The organism is Sphingomonas benefaciens (assembly GCF_052907485.1).
The window spans coordinates 890,734-912,032 of record NZ_JBREIC010000001.1 but is presented as its reverse complement, the minus strand read 5'-3'; the positions used below and the strand labels follow the sequence as shown (position 1 = coordinate 912,032).

The window sequence follows — 21,299 nt, the reverse complement described above, 5'->3', positions numbered from 1 at the left end:
GGCGGCATCCCGCCGCCTAAAGGCCCGCTTCCCGAGAGTTTCGGGCGCGTAGCTCAGCGGTAGAGCACACCCTTCACACGGGTGGGGTCACAGGTTCAATCCCTGTCGCGCCCACCATATCAGCCCGCCCGGTCTTCGGACCGGCGGGCTTTTTGGTTTGGCTGGGTCATCTGGCGCGGGGGCTGCGCAGAACGTCAGATGCGCTGTTCGATCGCCAGATCGGCGAAGTCGAGTTCCTCCTCCAGCCGGTGGAAGGCATCGTCCCCGATCGTGCCGTCGCGGCGTAGCGCCAGTAGCCGCTCGCGCCGTTCCTCCGAAACGCGTCGGCGCAGCACCTTGGCCGGCAGGATCGCCCGACCATCGCCCTCCTCGGCATCGGCGGCGGTCCGGCATTCGATGTGGAGTTCGTCGCGCAACGCACGGGCCTCGTCGCTGTCATCGCCGTCGATCGCGGCAAGCCCGGTCTCGGCCAGCGCGACGCGCGCGAGCCGGACCTCGCGCTCGACAGGACCGTCGTCCTCCAGCGCCAGCCAGCGGACCAGCGGCTTCAGCGTCAGCCCCTGGATGACGAGGGTGCCGAGCGTCACCGCGAAGGCCACGAACAGCAGCAGGTCGCGATGCGGAAAGCCCGCGGGTAGCGCCAGCGCAGTGCCGACGGTGACGATGCCGCGCATTCCCGCCCAGCCGATGATCATCCCACTGCGCCAATCGGCATGGCTGTCGTCCGCGACACGGGCGCCGCGCAGCCATAGCCAGCGATTGTAGCCGAAGACCCAGATGAGGCGCAGCACGATGACGGTCGCCAGGACGGCGGCGGCGACCACGCTCCATTCCGCGACCGCGCCGGGCGGCGCGTGGCGGATCACCGGGCCGAGCTGCAGGCCGATCAGCACGAAGGCGAGCGCGGTGAGGACGACGACCGCCGTGTCCCAGACGGCATAGGACGGCACGCGCAGCCGCGCCGGGGTGCGGGCCGGGGCGGAACGCGCGATCGTCATCGCATAGGTGACGACTGTCAGGATGGCTGACAGGTGCAGGCTCTCCGCCACTACCCAGACGCCGAAGGTCGCGACGAATTGGAGGATGATCGAACTTGGCGCGTCGCTGATGTCGCGAGTCAAACGGCTCCAGACCAGCGCGATTGCTGGGCCGGCGACCAGGCTGCCGACGACGGACAGGAGGAAGGTCGGTGCGATGGCCGCGGCGGTGATCGTCCCGCCCGACACTGCGGCGGTCACGGCCAGTCGATAAATCAGCAGCGCCGACGCGTCGTTGAGCAGCGATTCCCCTTCCAAGATGACGTTGAGCCGGTGCGGCGGCGAAACTTGGCGCAGGGCCGCGGTCGCCGCTGCGGCGTCGGGGGGCGCGACGATGGCACCAAGCGCGATCGCCGCTGCCCACGATAGATCGGGCACAAGCCAGTGCGCCACCGCGGCGACACCGATGGTCGTCAAACCCACCGCCACCACGACCAGCTGCAGCACCGCGCGCCAATTCGCCTTGAGGTCGCGCGGCGATGTGTCAAACGCCGCGTCGAGCAGGATCGGCGCGACGAACAGCGCCAGCACCAGCGACGGGTCGAGCGAAAAGGGCAGCTCGACCGCGACCAGGGCCAGCAAGGCGCCGGCAACCGCGAGCAAGGTCGGAAAGGGCACGCCGCTCCGGTGCGACAGGCCGCGCAGCAGCACCGCGCCTGCCAGCATCGCAAGGATCGATTCGAAGGCGTCCATCGCTCGACTAACGCTTCACCTATGCACACGACCCAATGTGCCTTGGTCCCCGGACAATAGCGAACCGCGCCACCGTCACTGAAACGTCACGCAATCGCAACTGTTTCGTAACGCCATTCTCATGCTGACGTCATTTAGGACGCCTAACCGCCGGGACGGGATCGGCGCAGGGGGTTCTTCCGCCGGTCAGGGGCATAGCCCGCCCATCAACGACATACGACCCGGGAGCTATCGATCATGGCGAGCAAGACGCGCTTCGGCAATTTCCTGATGATCACGACGGCCGCTGCCGCGCTGGCGAGCTGCGGCGGTGCCGACAATGTCGCTTCGCCGGGCGCCGGCAGCGTCACCATCATCCAGCCGGCGCCGACCCCGACGCCTTCGCCGACCCCGGCACCGAGCGCGGCGATCACCGCCGCGCAATTCGCGGCGGTCACGGCGGTCAACGGCATCTCCGTCACCGCCGACGAACAGCTCGCGATCGTCAACACCGGCACCAACAACAACGTCAACGGCACCGGCAGCACGATCAACGGCGTCTATCCGGTCAGCGCGACCTCGCTCGCCACCGCGACCGATCCGTCGACGATCAACAGCTTCTTCACCTCGACCAACTACGTCGGCGCGTTCAACGGGCCGAGCGACACCAGCTTCCAGGGCTGGACCTGCAACTCGACTTCCGCCGAATTCGGCGGCAGCGGCGCGCGCTGCACCGCGGTGCCCGCGGTCGGCACGCTGGCATCGGGCGCGACGTGCCCGACCGGCACGGCGACGCCGACCGGCACCACCACCGGCAGCGCCAATGTCGCCACCGTCGGCGGCTTCAAGGTCTGCGACATCCCGCAGGCGATCACCACCAGCCTGACGCTGCCGCGCATCCCCGGTATCGCCTATCGATTCACCGGTCAGACCGAGGTCGGCTCCGACGTCGGCACCACTGGTACAAATTCGGGCGTGACGCTGACGATCGAGCCGGGCGTGGTGATCTTCGCCAACGCCAATGAATCGACCAATGACCTGCTGCTGGTCAACCGCGGCTCGCGGATCCAGGCGGTCGGCACCGCCACCGCGCCGATCATCTTCACCTCGCAGCAGAATTTGTCGGCCAACGGCGTGTCCGACGCGACGCAGGGCCAGTGGGGCGGGATCATCCTGCTCGGCCGCGCGCCGACCGGCGTCTGCCGCCAGGGCACCGGCCCGAACAACGCCGCCGGATCGTCGACGACCTGTGAACAGGCGATCGAGGGCGTCACCGGCCGTTTCTACGGCGGCCCCACCGCGACCGATTCCTCGGGTCAGATGTCCTATGTCCAGATCCGCTATTCGGGCATCGCGATCAGTGACGGCAACGAGCTGCAGGGCCTGACCCTCGGCGGCACCGGCTCGGGCACGATCATCGACCACGTCCAGAGCCACAATTCGGCCGACGACGGCGTCGAGATGTTCGGCGGCGCCACCAACATCAAATATTTCGCGGTGACCGGCGCCGACGATGACGGCTTCGACATCGACAATGGCTATCGCGGCTTCATGCAGTTCATCGTCGCCGCCCAGCGCGTGCTCGGCGCGACCGCCGATAGCTTCTCGACCGAGATCGACTCGAACAACGCCGAGGACCTGCTGCCGCGCACCTTTGCGACCTACGCCAACTTCACCTTCATCCAGACCGCGCTCGCGCCGGCGGCGATCCGCCAGCGCGGCGGGTCGGACATGCGCTTCATCAACGGCGTGGTGAAGACGCCGTCGAGCGTCGCCTGCGTCAACATCATCGCCGGCGAACAGACCAGCGGTGGCCGCACGACGGTGCGCCCGGCGGACAGCGTGCTGCAGGACTTCGGTCCGCCGTCGTTCAACTCGGTCTACTTCGCCTGCAACGGCCGCTGAGGCGCCTTACGCCTCGACGACGCGGTGTCCGGGGCGGCGGCAGCGCTGCCCCGGATGCCTGTTTGAAGACCCCTTGCACCGGGAAACCACGGTCATGCGCCAGCAGCGGCTCGCCTTCGCCTCGCTTCTTCTCCTGTCTTCCACTCTAACGGCGCCGGCGGTGCTGGCGCAGACCGCCGGAGGCGCCGGCTCGCCGACGCCGGCAACGCCCCCGCCTGCACAGAGCGCACCTGCGACCACCTCCACCACCGGCACGGCACAGGATCAGGCGCCGGCCGATCCCGCGGTGGACCAGGAGCAGGTCGAAGTATCCGTGCCCGGCGGCACCCCCGATCTCGGCGACATCGTCGTCGTCGGCCGCAACATTCCCAACACGGTGCGCGCCACCGCGCAGATCGTCTCCGTCCTGTCGAGCGCCGACATCGCGCGGACAGGCGAGGGCGATATCGCGGGCGCGCTGACCCGCGTCACCGGCCTATCGGTGGTCGGCGGCGGCTTCGTCTACGTCCGCGGTCTCGGCGACCGCTATTCCTCGTCGCTGCTCAATGGTTCGCCGCTGCCCTCGCCGGAGCCGCTGCGCCGGTCGGTGCCGCTCGACATCTTCCCGACGACGATCGTCGGCTCGGCCTTGGTTCAAAAGACCTATTCGGTAAACTATCCTGGCGAATTCGGCGGCGGCGTCATCAACCTGACCACCAAGGCGATTCCCGACAAGAACTTCATCTCGGGCGGCGCCAGCATCGCGGCGGACGACGCGACGACCAGCGAGCTCGGCTACACCTATTACGGCGGCGGCGCGGACTGGATCGGCTATGACGATGGCGCGCGCAAAGTGCCGGCCTTCATCCGCAACGCGCCGGACGGATCGGGCCTGATCCCGGCGGCGCAGGTCGCGCAGCTCAGCAACGCGTCGACCACCTTGCTCCAGCGCAACAACCAGCTGCCGGCGAATTGGTCGGCAGAGATCAGCGGCGGCTCGGTCTATGACCTCGGCGGCTCGCGCCTCGGCGTCATCGCCTCGCTCAGCGCCAGCAATACCTGGCGCACCCGCCTGACCACTCAGCAGGACAGCGTCAGCGCCGATGGCACGCTGCGCAACGACTTTCGTACGCTGATCACCGACAATCGCGCGGTGGCGAATGCGCTGATCGGTCTTGGCTACGAGTTCGGCGAGAACACCATCCGCTGGACCAATGTCTATATCCACGACACGCTGAAGCAGGCGCGCGGGTCTGCGGCGACCTTGTACAACAACCCGTCGGGCCTGCGCTTCCAGCAGAACACCAGCTGGTTCGAACGCCAGCTGATCGAAAGCCAGCTGGTTGGCGAGTTCAAGATCACCGACGCATTCAAGCTCGACGCGCGCGGCGCCTACGCCAATTCGAAGCGCAATGCGCCGTACGAGCGGCAGTTCGACTATCTCTGCTCGAACCGCACCACCACCGGACTGCCGATCACCAGCGACGGCGGACAGCAGGCGGACGGCTACCAGTGCGACGGCGCCTATCAGGTGACGCAGCGCTTCACGCCCTTCGCATCGATCATCTTCAGCGAACTCAATGAGGACCTGTGGACGGGGCAGGCGGATGCCTCCTACCGGATTGACGCCGACCGTCCGATCACGCTGTCCACGGGCTATTTCTACCAGGGTACGGACCGCACCTCGTCGCGGCTCCAGTTCAACTACCAGACGTCGCTGGGCGGCGGCACTGCGCCGCAATATCCCTACAACCTCTACCGCCCCGACTATCTGCTGAGCCCGGACGTCATCAACAACGCCTGTCCGCAGACGGCGAACACGATTCCGTGCACGATCCAGTTGCAGTTCAACACGCCGCTCGGCGCCTATCGCTACGACGCGTCGCTCGACGTCCATGCCGGTTACGTGCAGGCGGAGGCGGAGGCGCTCGACGGCCTGCGCGCGGTGATCGGCCTGCGCTACGAGACCGGTGACGAGCGCGTGACGCCGGTGAAGAGCGCGACGACGCGGCTGAAGAACGATTATTTCCTGCCGGCCGCGACGCTGACCTGGAATTTCGCGCAGGACCAGCAGCTGCGTGCCAGCTTCGCCAAGACGATCTCGCGCCCGCAGTTCCGCGAGCTCGCGCCGCAGCAATTCCGCGATCCCGATTCCGATCGCCTGTTCTTCGGCAATACCGCGCTGCGCGACTCCGAATTGTACAATCTCGAAGCGCGCTACGAATGGTTCTTTGCGCGCGACCAGCGCGTCACCGCCGCGGGTTTTTACAAGCGGATCGATCGTCCGATCGAGCAAGTCGGCTTCTACACCGGAGCCGACGACCGGCTGCAGACCGGTTTCACCTATCTGCCCAAGGCGACCTTGTGGGGCGGCGAGGTCGAGCTGCAGAAATATGTCAAGCTGGCGGACGTGTTCGGCGGCGACTTCTTCGCGACCCGGCGCGCGCTGTTCATCGCCAACTACACCTATACCAAGTCGAAAATCACCGCGAACGACACCTGTGTCCCGGACGTTTCACCGGGTGCGCAGCCGGTCAACGGCTGTCTCGCCGGCTTCAACCTCGCCTCGAAGCTGTTCCGCGACGGCGCGCCGCTGACCGGTCAGTCGGACCATCTGGTCAACGTCCAGGTCGGGCTGGAGGACACCGCCTCGCTGTCGCAAATCACGTTGCTGTTCAACTATGCCAGCGACCGCGTCACCAACCGCGGCCCGTCGCTGCTAGGCGGCAACGCGTTCCAGCCCGACATCGTCGAACATCCCGGCATCCGCCTCGACATGGTGATGCGCCAGGGCTTTGACCTTGGCGGCGGCAAGTGGGAGCTCAAGGCGGAGGCGCGCAACCTGACGCGCACCCGCTATCGCGAGAGCCAGACGTTCGACAACGGCCGCGAGGTGTTCATCAACCGCTACAACCTCGGCCGTGTGTTCTCGCTCGGGGTGAGCACGACGTTTTAGGGGCCAATGATCCTCCCCGCCAAGCGGGGAGGAATGGGTGCGATCAGCCCCAGGGTCGTTCCCGATACCATTTGGTGATCACATATTTGACGCCGGCGCGCACCTTCATGCCCTGATGCAGGGTGGCGGGGTTGAGCGAGCCGTCGGCACGGCGGTTGCTCCAGGCGACCAGTTTGCCGGTCTCGGGCTGGATCGTCTTGTCGACCGCCTTGAACCGCGTCGCGCCGCCGGCGTCAGGCGTGTTGAGATAGACCATCACCGTCCATGTCCGGTTGCCCGCTATCGCGCAGTATCGCGCGAAATCGACGCCGTCCGGGTCAAAATAGTCGGTATGGCCTTTGAACTCCTGACCCACCGCATAGCGTTGTCCCTGCAACGGCTCGCCGTGCGCCGGGTCCAGCCCGGTGAAGATGGCAAGGCGCGTCTCGACGTCCTGAACCTCGGGCAAAGTCGCGGCAAGGTCACCCGTCTCGCTGGTGCGGAAGGCGCTGTCGCCATTGGGATCGGCGATCGTCGAAGGGCGACGCACGGCGTCGATCCGGGTGATCAGCGCCGCGCACAGATCGGCCGGCAGGAAGGCACGCGCCACGAACAGATCGAGCTTGGGACTGGGCACCTTCTGTACGCCGGGGTGCGACAGGATATGGGCGGCGATCGGCCGGGGATCGACGCCGGCGCCGGGCGGGGATTGCGTAGCCATGCCCTTGTCGTACCGCGTTACGGCGGCGCCGCCAAACCGTGCGTCATTGCTTGCGCATGTTTCGTCGCGATGAGGACTATGACGCATCGACGTAACATGGCATGCCTAACGGCGAGGGTTCGGGACCGGGAAACCTTATGCGTTTAAAGTTCGACGCGCGCACGCGCCGCCTGTTCAGGCGTCTGCCCGTCGTCAATGTCTATTCCGTTGCCGAACTCGCGTTGCTCGCCGGATTGGCGGTGCAGACCGCGCGGTTCGTCTGGACGCTAGCGACGCCGGTGACACCGCTTGGCGATTGGCGTCCGGCGGAACTCATGGTGCCGGGCGCGCCGGCGGACGTGCTGGCGAGTTTCGATCCGTTCTTTCGCCTGGGCGGCGGCGCGGCGGCGCCGGCGACGGTGACCGCGCTGCAGCTGACGCTGTTCGGCATCCGTGTTGACGAGGCATCGGGGCGCGGGTCGGCAATCGTCGCTGGTCCCGACGGCGTCCAGAAGAGCATCTCCGTTGGCGAGGACATTCAGCCTGGCGTCAAGCTGCAGTCGGTCGCCTTCGATCACATCACGATCGATCGCGGCGGGGCAGCGGAGGATTTGTTTTTAACCCAAGCCGATGCGCCGTCGACGGGCGCGCCAGCCCAGATCGGCACCCCGGCCAGCTCCGGTCCGCCGCCTGCGGGCATCGGTGCCCCAGCGGCTCCTCCGGCGATCCAGGCGGGGCAGTTGCGCAACGAGATCGGCTTCATTCCGCGCATCGACGCGGGGCGCCTGTCCGGTCTCGTCGTCCGGCCGCAGGGCACCGGCGCGCTGTTCCGCGCGGCCGGCCTGCGCGAGGGCGACGTCGTCACCGCGATCGGCGGCCGCCCGGTGACGGGACCCCAGGACATCGATCGTGTCGCCGCCGATTTCGCGCGCGGCGGCAACATTCCCATCACCGTCGAGCGCGGCACGCAGACGTTGCCCCTCGCCATCACGGTCGCACCCGCATCATGAAGACTGTCTTCCTCGCTTCCGCTCTCGCGCTCGCCGCGCCGACCGCGCTGCTCGCGCAGACCACGCTCAACGTGCGCGACGCGGACATTCGTGCCTTCATCGCCGATGCGGCGAAGGTGACCGGGCGCACCTTCATCATCGACAGCCGGGTGCAGGGCAAGGTGACGGTGGTCACGGACCGGCCGCTCAGCCGCTCCGAATATTTCGAGGCGTTCCTGTCGACGCTGCGCGCCAACGGACTGGTCGCGGTGCCGACCGGCAACGGCGCCTTCCGCGTCCAGCCGATCGACAATGCTGCGTCGCAGCCGAGCCGCGTCGGCCTGGCCGGCGCCAATCGCAACAGCCTGGTGACCGAGATCGTCCGACTGCGCGCGGTCGACGCGCAACAGGCGATCGAGACGGTGCGGCCGTTGGTCAGCGCGCAAGGGTCGGTCAGCGCCAATCGGGGCGCCAACAGCCTCGTCATCGTCGATTTTGCCGACAATATCCGCCGCATCCGCGAAGTCCTGCGCCGGGTTGATGCCGACACCGCGACGACGCGCGTCATCGCGTTGAAGAATGCCAGTGCCAAGGAGATCGCGGCGGCGTTGCAGGGGCTCTCGGGCGCGGCGACCGGCGGGCAGGGCGGCACCGGCGGCACGGGGCAGGGTGCCGTCGGCACCTCGGTGGTCTCGGTCGACAGCTCGAACAGCGTCATCATCCGCGGCGATGCCTCGACCGTCGCGCGGCTCGCCGCGGTCGCGGCCGACCTCGACCAGAAGGCGAAGAACGGCACCGAGATCAAGGTCGTCTTCCTCGAAAATGCCGATGCCGCGCAATTGCTACCGGTTCTGCAACAGCTCGTCGGCCAGACGCCCGATCAGCCGCAGCCATCGCAATTCTCACGGCCCGGCTCGGGGCTCAGCAGCAGCGGCAGCGGTGCCAACGGCGTGACGGGCCAGACCAGCAGCCCGTCGCTGTCCCAGCCGCTCGTCGCGCAGGTATCGACGAACACCGGGGGCAACGGCACCGGTCAGCCCGCCATCACCACGCAGGGTGGCCGGACCGCCGCAGTGGTCACCCGCTTCCAGGGTGCCAATGCGATCGTCATCGCCGCGCCCGCCGACATCCAGCGCCAGTTGTCCGAAGTGGTGCGCCAGCTCGACACGCGCCGTGAACAGGTGGTCATCGAGGGCATCATCGCGGAGGTGTCCGACGCCACAGTCAATCGGCTCGGCGCGCAGTTCATCCTCGCCAATCCGTCGGGCGGGGCGTTCGCCGCCTCGACCTTCTCCAACTCGGCGCCCAATATCCTTCAGATCGCCGGCGCGATCGGCGCGCGCGAACTCGGCAGCACCTCCACGACGACGATCGCCAACGGCGTGACAACGACGGTGACGACGGCGTCCAGCGCCTCCGATCAGCTGACGCAGAGTGCGATCAGCTCGATCATCGGCTCGTCGGGCGGCTTCGGCGGTTTCGGCGGACAGATCGGCGACACCATCTTCGGTGCGATCATCAATGCGGTGAAGAGCGACACGACGTCGAACCTGCTGCAGGTGCCGCACCTCGTCACCATCGACAATCAGGACGCGTACAGCTTGGTCGGTCAGGAGATTCCGATCACCACCGGCCAAGCGCTGTCGAACAATTTCGACAACACCTTCCGCACTACGCAGCGCGAGAATGTCGGCATCGAACTGACCGCGCGGCCGCAGGTCAATTCCTCGGGTTCGATCAAGCTGCATCTGCGCCTGGAGGTCAGCTCGATCGCGGGGCCGGTGTCGAACGACAACAGCGACCTGATCCTCAACAAGCGTCAGGTGGAGACGACGCTGACCGTTGACGATGGGCAGATCGCGGTGATGGGCGGACTGCTCAGCGACGAGGAGCGGCGTACGATTGAGAAGATCCCGCTGCTCGGCGACATTCCGGTGATCGGCAATCTGTTCAAGTCGAAGGCGAAGTCGCGCACCAAGACCAATTTGATGATCTTCATCCGGCCCAAGATCCTGCGCACGCCCCAGGACAGCCGCGCGCTGGCGGAGCAGCGCTACGGCTATCTGCGCCTTCAGCAGGGGCTTCAGACCCCCGGTGAGGAACCCAGCATCGACCAGCTCGTCCGCGACTATCTGGGTGCGGCTCCCCCCATTCCCTCAGCGCCGATCCCGGGCAATATCGAGGACCCGCGCATCGCTGTGCCGGTGCAGACCAGCGTGACGACCAAGACAGTGCGGCCGGAGAAGCGGCGGTGAGCGGCCAGGCTTGGCCTGCCCTGGCGTCATCCCCGCGCAGGCGGGCATGCCGACACGCCAACGGTCGGCAAGAGCCGCGACGTCAGCGTCTCTGGATCCCCGCCTGCGCGGGGATGACCGGCGGGCTGTGATGAGCGACCCCATAATCCGGCCCGGCGACGCCGCCGACCAACTCCCCTCCCGCCTGCTTGAAGGGCCGGCGGAGGGTGTGTTCCCTGACGCTCCGTTGCGCGACGACCATGCCCCGACCGATCCCGTCGCAGTGCCGATGGTCACCATACCCTATGCCTTCGCGCGGCGGCATGGCGTCGTGCTGCAACCGCACGTGCCCGACGCGCCGCCCGCGGTCGCGCTGCGCGAGGGGGCGGACCCGCGTGCGCTGATCGAGGTGCGGCGCTATCTCGCACGGCCGTTCACCGTTGCGACCGTCGCGCCGCCCACGTTCGACCGGCTGCTTTCCGACGCTTACGCCATGGATGGACAGGCGACGGCGATGGCGGCGGTCGGCATGGGTGACGAACTCGACATGCTCGCGGAAGGGTTGCCCACCGCGGAGGACCTGCTCGACACCGCCGACGACGCACCCGCGATCCGCCTCATCAATGGCATCATCGCCGATGCCGCCCGCAATGGCGTGTCGGACATCCATATCGAGCCTTATGAGACGGGCCTGGTCGTACGCATGCGGATCGACGGCGTGCTTCGCGAGACGTTGCGGATGCCCCCGCACGTCGCGCCGGTCGTGGTCAGCCGCATCAAGGTGATGGCGCGGCTCGACATCGCCGAGCGGCGTGTGCCGCAGGACGGGCGCATGGGCCTGACGTTGGGAGGCAAGCTGCTCGACGTGCGTGTTTCGACGCTGCCGAGCCGGGCGGGCGAACGCGTCGTGCTGCGTATCCTCGACAAGGAGAATGCGGGCATCGATCTCGACGCATTGGGCATGGACGAACAGATGTTCGGCCTGCTCCGCCATGCTTTGGCCGAGCCGAACGGGATCATCCTCGTCACCGGTCCGACCGGCTCGGGCAAGACGACGACGCTCTACGCGTCGTTGCGCCTGCTCAACGACGGCAGCCGCAATATCCTGACCGTCGAGGATCCGGTCGAATATGCCGTCGAGGGCGTCGGCCAGACGCAGGTCAATGCCAAGGTCGGCCTGACCTTTGCCGCGGGCCTGCGCGCGATCCTGCGGCAGGATCCCGACGTGGTGATGGTCGGCGAAATCCGCGATCGCGAGACGGCGGAAATTGCGGTGCAGGCGTCGCTGACGGGCCATCTCGTGCTGTCGACGGTGCATACCAACGACGCGGTGGGCGCGATTACGCGGATGCGCGACATGAAGGTGGAGCCGTTCCTGCTCGCCTCGACGCTGCGCGCGGTGATCGCGCAGCGGCTGGTGCGGCGGCTGTGCGAGCATTGCCGGCGGCCGGCGCGGGCCGGCCACGGCGTCGCGCCGCTGCTCGGCATCAAACCGGGCAAGACGGTGTTCGAAGCGGTCGGCTGCGAGCGCTGCAACCACACCGGCTATCGCGGCCGGATCGGCGTGTTCGAGGGGGTGCGCGTCGACGAGACGATCCGCCGCCTGATCAACGATGGCGGCGACGAAGCCGCGATCGCCGCCCACGCCTTCCAGAACAGCCCCAGCCTGACGCAGTCGGCCAAGGCGCTGGTCAAGGCAGGGCTGACCACGGCGGAGGAAGCAGTGCGCGTGACGCGCCGCGATGCGGATGCGGTGGATGGTTAGTCATCCTCACCCTTCCGCGGCTTTGCCGCTCCCTCCCTCTCCCGGTGGGAGAGGGAAGGTGCCCGCTCGCCGTAGGCGAGTGGGAAGGGTGAGGGCGGCTCGCACCCATGGCTGACTTCGACTATGTCGCGATCGACACCCGCGGCGCCGAGCAGCGCGGCCACGTCGCGGCGCCCGACCTCGACGCCGCGCGCGCGTCGCTCGACCGCCGGCGGCTGTTCGTCGTCCGTATCGAGCCCGGTACCGCGCCGGCGACCAAGTCGCGCCCGCTGTTCGGCCTGCAGCTCGGCCGGCCAAGGATGAGCGGCAAGCAGCTGACCCTGTTCACCCGACAGCTGGCGACGCTCAACCGCGTGTCGCCGCTGGAGGAGTCGCTGCGGACGATCACCCGCCAGACCGAGCAGGACAGCGTGCGCGGCATCGTCGCCGCGGTCCATGCGGGTGTCGTGGAGGGACGGCGGCTGGCCGATTCGATGGCGCGCGAGCCGAAGAGCTTTCCACCGCTGTACCGTGCGATGGTTGCCGCCGGCGAAAGCTCGGGCAGCCTGCCCACCATCCTCGATCGGCTCGCGGCCCTGCTGGAGCGGCAGGCGGAGATCCGCGGCAAGCTGATCACCGCGCTCGCCTATCCGACCATTCTTGCGGTGGTCGCGCTCGGCGTCGTCACCGCGCTGATGATGTTCGTCGTGCCGCAGGTGGTCGAACAGTTCGACACGGTCGGCCAGCAGCTACCGCTGCTGACGCGGATCGTCATCGCCGTGTCGGACCTGCTGGTCGGCTGGTGGTGGCTGATGGCGCTGGTCGCCGCGGCGATCGCCGCCGGCATCTGGTTCGCCTTGCGCGATCCAACCCTGCGCCTCGCCTTCGACACGCGCCTCCTCCGCATCCCGCTGCTCGGCCGGCTGTTGCGCGACCTGCATGCCGCCCGCATGGCGCGGACGCTGGGAACGATGGTCGCCAGCCGCCTGCCGCTGCTCGAGGGGCTGGCGCTCACCGCCTCGACTATCCACAACCGCCGGCTCCGCCTCGCCAGCGATGAGATCGTCGATGCGATACGCGGAGGCGGCAGCCTGTCGGCGGCGATGCGCCGATCGGGCGTCTTTCCGCCGCTGCTGACCTATCTTGCCGCGAGTGGCGAGGCGGCGGGACGACTCGACGAGATGCTCGAGCGTGCCGCCGACTATCTGGAGCGCGAGTTCGATCGGTTCACCGCCACCGCGCTGTCGCTGCTCGAACCGGCGATCATCGTCGTGATGGGCGGCATCGTCGCCACCATCGTGCTATCCATCCTGTTGCCGATCCTCCAGCTCAACACGCTGGCGGGACAATGAGGAAGTAATATGCGTCCCGATTCCCAGAAGCGCCGGAAGCGCGAAGCCGGTTTCACGCTGGTCGAGCTGATGGTCGTCATCGTCATCATCGGCCTGCTCGCCACCATCGTCGCGCTCAACGTGCTGCCGTCCGGCGACAAGGCGCGGGTGGAAAAGGCCAAGGCCGACATCAGTCAGATCGAGGGCGGGCTGGAACTGTACCGTCTGCAGATGTCGACCTTCCCGACGACGACGCAGGGGCTGCAGGCGTTGGTCACCGCGCCCGCCGGCGTCGACGCCTCGCGGTACCAACGCGGCGGCTATCTCAAGAAGCTGCCCAACGATCCTTGGGGGCGCCCCTATAATTATGCCTCGCCCGGCCAGCATGGCGAGGCGGACGTCTGGACCTATGGCGCCGACGGCAAGGAAGGCGGCGAGGGGATCGATGCCGATATCGGCTCCTGGCAGTGATGACGCCGACCCTGGCGTAGTCCGCGTGCGGCGCGGCGCCGGTCATGGCGCTTTGCGCGCGCGTCGTTCCGCCGAACACGGCTTCACGCCCATATCGGGTTCCGCCGAACACGGCTTCATGCCCATATCGCGTTCCGCCGAACACGGCTTCACTTTGGTCGAACTGATGGTCGTCGTCGTGGTGATCGCGCTGGCCGCGTCGGTCGCGATGTTCGCCATGCCCGACCCGCGCGGCCGGTTGGCGGACGAGGCGGCGCGGTTCAGCCTGCGCGCGCGCGCCGCGCACGATGCGGCGATCGTCGAGGGGCGGGCGGTCAGCCTGTGGATCACCCCCGCTGGCTATGGCTTCGACCGCCGGGTCGAGGGTGCGTGGCTACCGATGGCGGACAAGCCGCTGCGCGTGACCCGCTGGAACGACGGGACGCTGGCGCGGATCGACGGCGCGACCGGCGGGCGGTTGCGCGTGACCTTCGATCCGACGGGGCTCGCCGACCGTCCTGCCCAGCTCGTGCTCAGCCGCGGTCAGGCGCGAGCGGTGATCGACATGGCGGCCGACGGTAGCGTGCGGGTGGCGGGGTGATGCGTCGCGCGCCCCGTCCAGCATCGTCACCGCCGGCACTGCGGAAACCGGGGCAGGCCGACGGGGCGATCGCGCTCCGGATGCGCGCCATGCCGAAGCGCCGCCGTCGTCGGGACAGGGCGGGGGCGGGCGAGCAGGGCTTCACCCTGATCGAGATCATGGTGGCGCTGGCGGTGTTCAGCCTGGCCGTGCTCGCCCTCGTACGGTTGGAGAGCGCCACCATCCGCGGCGCGACGATCCTCGACGATACGTTGGTTGCCAATCTGGTCGCGCGCAATGTCGCCAACGAGGCGTTGACCGAAGGACGCGTGCCGACGCTCGGACGCAGCGCTGGGGTGGAAAACAACGCCGGTCGCGCATGGCGGTGGGTGCGCGACGTGCGGCCGACCGGCAACGCCCGCATCGTCCGCATCGACGTCGCCGTCGCCGACCGGCGCGGCGTGCCCATCGGCCGCGCCACCGCGGTACGTCCGCCGGACGACCAGCCATGAGCGCCGACTGTCGCAGCCCGACTGGGACAGACCCTGAAGCGGGCTTCACGCTAGTCGAGGTGATGATCGCCTTGCTGATCTTCGGCATGATCGCCGCCGCCGGCGTCGCGATCCTGTCGTTCAGCGTGCGGGCGCAGGCGGCGACTTCGGCCCGGCTCGACGACGTCTCCGCCGTCAACCGCACGCTCGCGCTGATCGCGGGCGACCTCGGCCAGGCGGTGGATCGGCCGGCGCGTGACGAGGGCGGACAGATGCTGCCGGCGTTCACCGGCACCGCCGATGGTCAGCTCCGCTTCGTGCGCACCGGCTGGGCGAATATCGACGCGGCGCCGCGCGCCAGCGCGCAGAAGGTCGCCTATCGCGTCGAGGGCGGCACGTTGCAGCGGATCGCCTATCCGATGATCGACGGTGCCGCCCCGCTGCCACCAGTCGCGTTGCTCAACCATGTCGCCGGCCTCGGCGCGCGCTACCGTTTGCGCGGGGCATGGAGCGACCGATGGGACGGCACCCAGGGTGCCGCCCTGCCGCAGGCGGCCGAACTCGTCATTCGCCGCGATAACGGCACGGCGCTGCGTCTCGTCGTCCTGGTCGGCACCGGCTATGCGCCGCCGCCGGTCGCAACCAGTCAGCCGCCGCCCGGGGGAGCCGCCGATGCGTCGCGCCGCTTCTGATCCCGAACGCGGTGCGGCCTTGCTCACCGTGCTGATGCTGGTGGCCGTGATCGCCGTCATGGCGGCGATGGCGCTGGAGCATTTGCGTCTGTCGACCCGACTTGCCGGCAATGCCGCCGACGGTGAGCAGGCCCGCGCCTATGCCCGCGCGGCCGAAGTGTTGGCGGCGACGCGCGTGACCGATCTCCTCGGTCAGGCCGGCGACCGGGTGACGCTGGCCGGGGGGTGGAGCGACCGGCCGATCCCCCTGCCGCTGCCGGGCGGCGGCAGCGCAATCGCACGCGTCCGCGACGGCGGCAATTGCTTCAACCTCAACAGTCTGGTCCGCGCCGCCGGGCCCGGTCTCTACGCCGAATATTTCGAGCAGCGCGTCCAGTTCGTCCGGCTGATGCGGCTGCTCGGCATCCCGTCGCAGGCGGGGGAGGGGATCGCCGCTGCGGCCACCGACTGGATCGACAGCGACCAAAACCCGCTTCCGGGCGGCGCCGAGGACGTGGTCTATCTCGGCAAGGAGATTTCCTATCGGACCGCCGGCACGCTGATGGCCGATCCCAGTGAGCTGCGCGCGGTCAACGGCGTCACGCCCGACATCTACGCCAAGCTGCGCCCCTGGATCTGCACCTTGCCCAAGGCACAGCCGACGACGCTCAACGTCAACACGCTGACGCCCGAACAGGCGCCGCTGGTGGCAATGCTGTTTCCCGACACGCTGTCGGTCGAGGCGGCGCGGTCGATGATCATGCGCCGGCCGCCTGCCGGGTTCGCCGATGCCACGGCGTTCCTCAATCTCGCCTCCGGCAATGGGACGGTGAGCACCGCGAGCGGACAATTTGCGGTCAAGACGACCTGGTTCGCGCTCGCCATCGACGTCGTCCAGGGGCAGGCACGGATCAAGGAACGTGCATTGATCGATGCGAACCGGCTTCCCGCGCGGCTCGTCGCGCGGCAATGGGGCGATGACCTATGACGACGCTCCTCTTTCTCCCGTCCGCCGACCTCGGCCTGCGCTGGCTCCGCTTCGCCGACGACGATAGCGTCCTTGCGGGGCAGGGGGTGCCGATCGGCGACGATGCGGTCGTCGCGGTGGCACCACCCGAATCGGTGACGCTGCATTGGGCGACGCTGCCCGTCCGCTCGCCTGCGCAGGCGGTGGCGGCGGCGCGGCTGCTTGTCGCCGAAGCGACCGCGACGCCCGTCGCCGAATTGCACGTCGCAGTCGGCGACGAGGGTGAGGGGGATCGGCCGATCGCCGTGGTGGACCGCGGCGTGATGGCGGGCTGGCTCGCCGATCTGGCGGTGCAGGGTGTCGATCCGATCGCCATGGTCCCCGCGCCGCTGCTGCTGCCGCGACCGGAGGACGGCTATGTCCGGGCCGAAATCGCCGGCCTGCCGTTGATCCGCGGGCGCGCCACCGGTTTCGCCGATGAAGGCATGGTCACCGACCTCGTCGTCGGCGATGCGCCGGTCGAGCTGCTCGACGACCTGTTGCTCGACGGCTGGCTGGCGCGTGTCGCCGCCGCGCCGCCGCTCGACCTGCGCCAGGGGCCGTTCGCACGCCGCCGCCGCATCGGTATCGACTGGGCGCATGTCCGCCGGCTCGCGGTGATGGCGGCGGCGGTGTTGCTCGTCACGCTGGCGATCGATCTGGTGCGGATCGGCAAATACAGTTTCGGCGCCGATGCGCTGGAAGCGCGGGCCGAGGCGCTCGGGCGTACCGGCCTGGCGCGCGGCGAGACGGTGACGGATGTCGACCGGCAGCTGACCGAGCGGCTGAATGCGGTGCGCGGGCCGGGGCTGGGCTTCACGACCACCGTCGCCGCCGCCTACGCCGCGGTACGTGCCACACCGGGAACGGAACTGACCGGGCTCGACTTCCAGGCCAATGGCGATTTGCGACTGTCGGTCGCTGCGGCTCGCGAATCCCTGCCCACCGACCTCAAGCGATCGCTCGAACGGGCCGGCTTCACGGTCAACGCCGGCACCTTCCAGTCGGCCAACGGCCGGGTGACCGGCGAGATGACGGTCACGCGGCGGTGAGGGTGACTGTCTCCTCCCGCCCAATTTATCAGAGGATCGTTACGCGATGACGGGTTTGCGCGCCTGGTTCGACAGTCGCTCGCTGCGTGAGAAGCGGCTGCTGCTCGTGATGGTCGGCCTCGCCGCCCTGACGATCGTCTGGGCGGGGATCGTCCGTCCGGTGCGCGACGGCCTGTCGAGCGCACGCGAGCGGCACGCCGATGCCGTCGTCCGCTTCGCCGAAACGGAACGCGCGGTCGACGCGATTCACGGCGCCGGCCGCCGGGTGCCGCTGACCGGCACGCCGGCGGACGCATTGCGCGCCCAGGCCGAATCGGCCGGCTTCGTCCTCGCCACACTCGACGAACAGAGCGGCGGGCGTGTCCATGCGACGATCCAGGCGGCGCGGCCTGCGGCGCTGTCGCGCTGGCTCGCCCGGCTGGAGTCGAGCGGGTTGCTGATCGAATCCGCGACCTGGCGCGACAATGGCGACGGCAGCGTCGCCGCTGATCTCACCGTACGGGCGCGCACGTCGTGAGGCGGCTGCGTCTCGCCACCGGTCCGGGCGTCCTGTTCGGTGCCTTGCTCGTCGTGGCGCTGCTCGTCTTCCTGCCGATGCGGCTGGCGCTCGGCTGGATCGGCCTCGGCGACCAGGGCTTCAGCGCGCGCACCGTGACCGGCTCCGTCTGGGACGGACGGCTCAACGAAGCGCGGTTCGGCGATCTCGCTTTGGGCTCGCTCCACGCCGACCTGTCGCCGCTGGCGCTGCTGATCGGTCGCGCCCGCGTCGGGCTGGAGGACGACCTCGGCGCGGTGCGGGGCGCGATCACGCTCAGCCGCCATCGCCGCGGGGTCGAGGACGTCACCGCGACGCTGCCGACCGGACGCGTCTTCGCGCCCTTGCCGGTGACGACGCTGATCCTCGACGGGGTCACCGTCCATTTCACCGACGACACCTGCGACCGGGCAGAGGGGCGGGTGCGGGCGCTGCTGGTCGGCGACGCTGCCGGCGTGCCGTTGCCGACCGAGTTGTCCGGCAACGCGCGTTGCGACGCGGGCCAGCTGCTGCTGCCGCTCGCCAGTCAGTCGGGCGGCGAGGGCGTCGATCTGCGCATCACCGGCCAGGGCCGCTACACTGCGGCATTGCGCATCACGCCCACCGATCCCACGGCGGCGGCGCGACTGGCCGAGGCGGGCTTCGTCCAGTCGGGCAATGCGTGGCGGCTTTCGATCCAAGGCAGCTTCTGATAGCTTGACGAAGCGCCGCCTCCCGCTTAGGGGCACGCGTCTTCGCGGCGACCGTAGTTCAATTGGTTAGAGCGCCGGCTTGTGATGCCGGAAGTTGCGGGTTCAAGTCCCGTCGGTCGCCCCACTTTCCTCAGCTTTGTAGCGGCATAGCCGAAATATCTGGTCAAGCTGGCCGGGAAAGAATATTACTCGGCTTCGCAACATCCGTATAATGCAGTGGAGCAGGACATGACCTCGGTGTGGGATCTTCCGGATTTCGACGATCACGAGGGCGTCCACGCCTTCACCGACCCCGATTCGGGGCTGCGAGCGGTGGTTGCGGTCCACTCGACGCATCTCGGGCCGGCGGCGGGCGGCGCGCGCTTCTGGCATTATGCGGCGGGCGATCAGGCGGTGACCGACGCGCTGCGCCTGTCGCGCGGCATGAGCTTCAAGAATGCGATGGCGAACCTGGCGCTGGGCGGCGGCAAGGGCGTGATCCTCGCCGACAAGCCGGGCGCGGTGATCAGCGAGGCGCAGCTGAAGGCGTTCGGCCGCGCGGTCGAATCGCTTGGCGGCCGCTACGTCACCGCCGAGGATGTCGGCATGTCGGAAGCGCGGATGAAGGTGATCGCTGGCGAGACGAAGTACGTCTCCGGCCTGCCCGTCGCCAGCGGCGCGGCCGGCGGCGATCCCGGCCCGTACACCGCGCGCGGCGTCTATCTCGGCGTCAAGGCGGCGGCGGCGCGCGGTCTCGGCGCCACCGACATGAAGGGCGTGCATGTCGCAATCCAGGGCGTCGGCTCGGTCGGCGGCGGCCTCGCCCGCCTACTCGCCGCGGACGGCGCCAGGCTGACGCTGGCCGACGTCGACGCGGCGCGGGCGCAGGCGCTGGCGGCGGAACTCGGCGCGGACGCGGTCGCGGCGGGGACGATCCTGGGCGTCGAGGCGGATATCTTCAGCCCCAATGCTTTGGGCGCGATCCTGACCGAGGCGACGATCCCGACGCTGACTGCGAAGGTCGTCGCCGGCGGCGCCAACAACCAGCTGGCGACGCGCGAGGATTACGACCGGCTGCACGAGCGCGGCATCCTCTATGCGCCCGATTACGTCATCAACGCGGGCGGCATCATCAACGTCGGCCTCGAATATCTCGGCCAAGGCGACGAGGCCGAGGTGATGGCGCGGATCGACAAGATTCCTGCGCGTCTCAACGAAGTGTGGGACGAAAGCGACCGCACGGGCCGCCCGGCGGCGGAGGTCGCCGATACGATTGCGCAGCGGCTGATCGGGCGGGGGTGAGCGCGCGGCGCCAAGTGGGGATCAGCGCGCGCTCCGGTCTTCACGCTGCTCGTCCGCTTTAACGAGCCGTCACCCCGGACTGGTTCCGGGGTCCACCATGCTGCGAACCCCACGCTGCGTTGTCTGGACAAAGGTGGATGCCGGAACAAGTCCGGCATGACGGGACGTGAATTCAGGCCTGCCTCTCCCGAGCAACAGTTCTGCGTCGCTCTCGCTCATTGCTGCGCTTGGCGGGTGCGGCTTTCCCCCCTATGACCGGCACCACCGTGCCGAGCCTCCACGCCCTTGCGAACCCTGCGCGTTTTCTGCGCCTTGCGCGGCCGCTGACGCCGCTGCTGACGCTCGTCGGGATCATGTTGACCGCGATCGGCTGCTGGGCCGGCCTGACGCAGACCCCGCCCGACTATCTGCAGGGCGAGACGGTGCGCATTCTCTACATCCACGTCCCCGCGGCCTGGCTCGGCATGGGTGGCTGGAGCGGCCTCGCGATCGCCAGCATCGCCTTTCTCGTCTGGCGGCACCCGCTGGCGCAGGTCGCCGCGCGGGCGATCGCGCTGCCGGGCGCGACCTTCGCGGCGCTGTGCCTCGTCACCGGTTCGATCTGGGGCCGGCCGACCTGGGGCACGTGGTGGCAGTGGGACGGACGGCTGACCTCGATGCTGCTGCTGTTCTTCGTCTATTGCGGCTATATGGCGCTCGCCCGCGCCGATGCGGAGCGTGGCGGCGACGGGCGCATCCCGGCGCTTTACGGTATCGGCGGCACCGTGCTGCTGCCGGTGATTCGCTATTCGGTGGTGTGGTGGAACACCTTGCATCAGGGGCCGTCGATCAGCGTCACCGGATCGACCATCGCGCCGTCGATCCTTTGGCCGCTGGGCTTTACCGTGACGGGCTTCTCCCTGCTGTTCGCCGGCATCGTGCTGATGCGGATGCGCGCCGAGCTCGCGTGCATCAAGGCGGAGGCGCGGCTGCGCCGGATGGCGCGCGCATGAACCCCTGGCCGTTCGTCGCCGCC

The 21,299-nt window shown here is 68.7% G+C and carries 18 protein-coding genes and 2 tRNA genes; 18 read left to right on the top strand and 2 right to left on the bottom strand.

Going from position 1 to position 21,299, the window contains the following annotated elements; all coding sequences use genetic code 11:
* Positions 1-42 precede the first annotated feature (42 nt).
* A tRNA-Val gene (locus tag ACU5AX_RS04405) sits at positions 43-117 on the top strand.
* Positions 118-194: 77 nt separating this feature from the next.
* Here ACU5AX_RS04405 and ACU5AX_RS04400 read toward each other — a convergent pair.
* Positions 195-1,730: a cation:proton antiporter gene (locus ACU5AX_RS04400; protein ID WP_446689818.1), complete on the bottom strand. Its 1,536-nt coding sequence runs from the start codon at positions 1,728-1,730 to the stop codon at positions 195-197.
* Between the two features lie 237 nt (positions 1,731-1,967).
* Here ACU5AX_RS04400 and ACU5AX_RS04395 point away from each other — a divergent pair, with 237 nt between their 5' ends.
* Entirely contained in the window at positions 1,968-3,614 is a 1,647-nt protein-coding gene (locus ACU5AX_RS04395) for a beta-helix domain-containing protein (RefSeq protein ID WP_446689817.1), read from the top strand.
* A gap of 94 nt (positions 3,615-3,708) precedes the next feature.
* Positions 3,709-6,549 carry a TonB-dependent receptor domain-containing protein gene (locus ACU5AX_RS04390; RefSeq protein WP_446689816.1) on the top strand — a complete coding sequence of 947 codons (2,841 nt, stop codon included), beginning with the start codon at positions 3,709-3,711 and terminating at the stop codon, positions 6,547-6,549.
* Between the two features lie 43 nt (positions 6,550-6,592).
* On the opposite strand, the gene ACU5AX_RS04385 is transcribed toward ACU5AX_RS04390, so the two are convergent.
* On the bottom strand, positions 6,593-7,249 hold the full coding sequence (locus ACU5AX_RS04385) for a prolyl hydroxylase family protein (RefSeq protein WP_446689815.1): 657 nt from the start codon (positions 7,247-7,249) through the stop codon (positions 6,593-6,595).
* 137 nt (positions 7,250-7,386) lie between these two features.
* Here ACU5AX_RS04385 and ACU5AX_RS04380 point away from each other — a divergent pair, with 137 nt between their 5' ends.
* From ACU5AX_RS04380 to ccmC, 15 genes are all read left to right on the top strand, one after another.
* On the top strand, positions 7,387-8,238 hold the full coding sequence (locus tag ACU5AX_RS04380) for a type II secretion system protein N (RefSeq protein WP_446689814.1): 852 nt from the start codon (positions 7,387-7,389) through the stop codon (positions 8,236-8,238).
* Positions 8,235-10,472: a type II secretion system secretin GspD gene (gene gspD / locus ACU5AX_RS04375; RefSeq protein WP_446689813.1), complete on the top strand. Its 2,238-nt coding sequence runs from the start codon at positions 8,235-8,237 to the stop codon at positions 10,470-10,472. Before ACU5AX_RS04380 ends, gspD begins: the two co-directional genes overlap by 4 nt.
* A 268-nt stretch (positions 10,473-10,740) precedes the next feature.
* Entirely contained in the window at positions 10,741-12,216 is a 1,476-nt protein-coding gene (locus ACU5AX_RS04370; protein WP_446690466.1) for a GspE/PulE family protein, read from the top strand.
* 107 nt (positions 12,217-12,323) lie between these two features.
* Positions 12,324-13,547: a type II secretion system inner membrane protein GspF gene (gspF, locus tag ACU5AX_RS04365; protein WP_446689812.1), complete on the top strand. Its 1,224-nt coding sequence runs from the start codon at positions 12,324-12,326 to the stop codon at positions 13,545-13,547.
* Between the two features lie 9 nt (positions 13,548-13,556).
* Positions 13,557-13,997, top strand: a complete 441-nt coding sequence (gspG, locus tag ACU5AX_RS04360; RefSeq protein WP_446689811.1) for a type II secretion system major pseudopilin GspG — start codon at positions 13,557-13,559, stop codon at positions 13,995-13,997.
* A gap of 118 nt (positions 13,998-14,115) precedes the next feature.
* Positions 14,116-14,577 carry a GspH/FimT family pseudopilin gene (locus ACU5AX_RS04355; protein ID WP_446689810.1) on the top strand — a complete coding sequence of 154 codons (462 nt, stop codon included), beginning with the start codon at positions 14,116-14,118 and terminating at the stop codon, positions 14,575-14,577.
* An 80-nt stretch (positions 14,578-14,657) separates the two neighbouring features.
* The gene (gspI, locus tag ACU5AX_RS04350; protein ID WP_446689809.1) at positions 14,658-15,068 is read left to right on the top strand and encodes a type II secretion system minor pseudopilin GspI; all 411 of its coding nucleotides are present in this window, start codon (positions 14,658-14,660) and stop codon (positions 15,066-15,068) included.
* The gene (gene gspJ / locus ACU5AX_RS04345; protein ID WP_446689808.1) at positions 15,065-15,739 is read left to right on the top strand and encodes a type II secretion system minor pseudopilin GspJ; all 675 of its coding nucleotides are present in this window, start codon (positions 15,065-15,067) and stop codon (positions 15,737-15,739) included. Before gspI ends, gspJ begins: the two co-directional genes overlap by 4 nt.
* Positions 15,720-16,706 carry a type II secretion system minor pseudopilin GspK gene (gspK, locus tag ACU5AX_RS04340; RefSeq protein ID WP_446689807.1) on the top strand — a complete coding sequence of 329 codons (987 nt, stop codon included), beginning with the start codon at positions 15,720-15,722 and terminating at the stop codon, positions 16,704-16,706. Before gspJ ends, gspK begins: the two co-directional genes overlap by 20 nt.
* The gene (gene gspL / locus ACU5AX_RS04335) at positions 16,703-17,776 is read left to right on the top strand and encodes a type II secretion system protein GspL (protein WP_446689806.1); all 1,074 of its coding nucleotides are present in this window, start codon (positions 16,703-16,705) and stop codon (positions 17,774-17,776) included. Before gspK ends, gspL begins: the two co-directional genes overlap by 4 nt.
* Positions 17,777-17,822: 46 nt before the next feature.
* Positions 17,823-18,293, top strand: coding sequence for a type II secretion system protein GspM (gene gspM / locus ACU5AX_RS04330; protein ID WP_446689805.1), 471 nt, complete (start codon positions 17,823-17,825; stop codon positions 18,291-18,293).
* Positions 18,290-19,003: a type II secretion system protein N gene (gspN, locus tag ACU5AX_RS04325; protein ID WP_446689804.1), complete on the top strand. Its 714-nt coding sequence runs from the start codon at positions 18,290-18,292 to the stop codon at positions 19,001-19,003. Before gspM ends, gspN begins: the two co-directional genes overlap by 4 nt.
* 47 nt (positions 19,004-19,050) lie before the next feature.
* Positions 19,051-19,127: transfer RNA gene (locus ACU5AX_RS04320), tRNA-His, on the top strand.
* Positions 19,128-19,231: 104 nt separating this feature from the next.
* Positions 19,232-20,284 (top strand): Leu/Phe/Val dehydrogenase, encoded by a 1,053-nt coding sequence (locus tag ACU5AX_RS04315; RefSeq protein WP_446689803.1) that lies wholly within the window; start codon positions 19,232-19,234, stop codon positions 20,282-20,284.
* Between the two features lie 251 nt (positions 20,285-20,535).
* Complete coding sequence (gene ccmC / locus ACU5AX_RS04310; protein WP_446689802.1) at positions 20,536-21,276, top strand: heme ABC transporter permease CcmC; 741 nt, start codon at positions 20,536-20,538, stop codon at positions 21,274-21,276.
* The last annotated feature ends 23 nt before the right edge of the window (positions 21,277-21,299 follow it).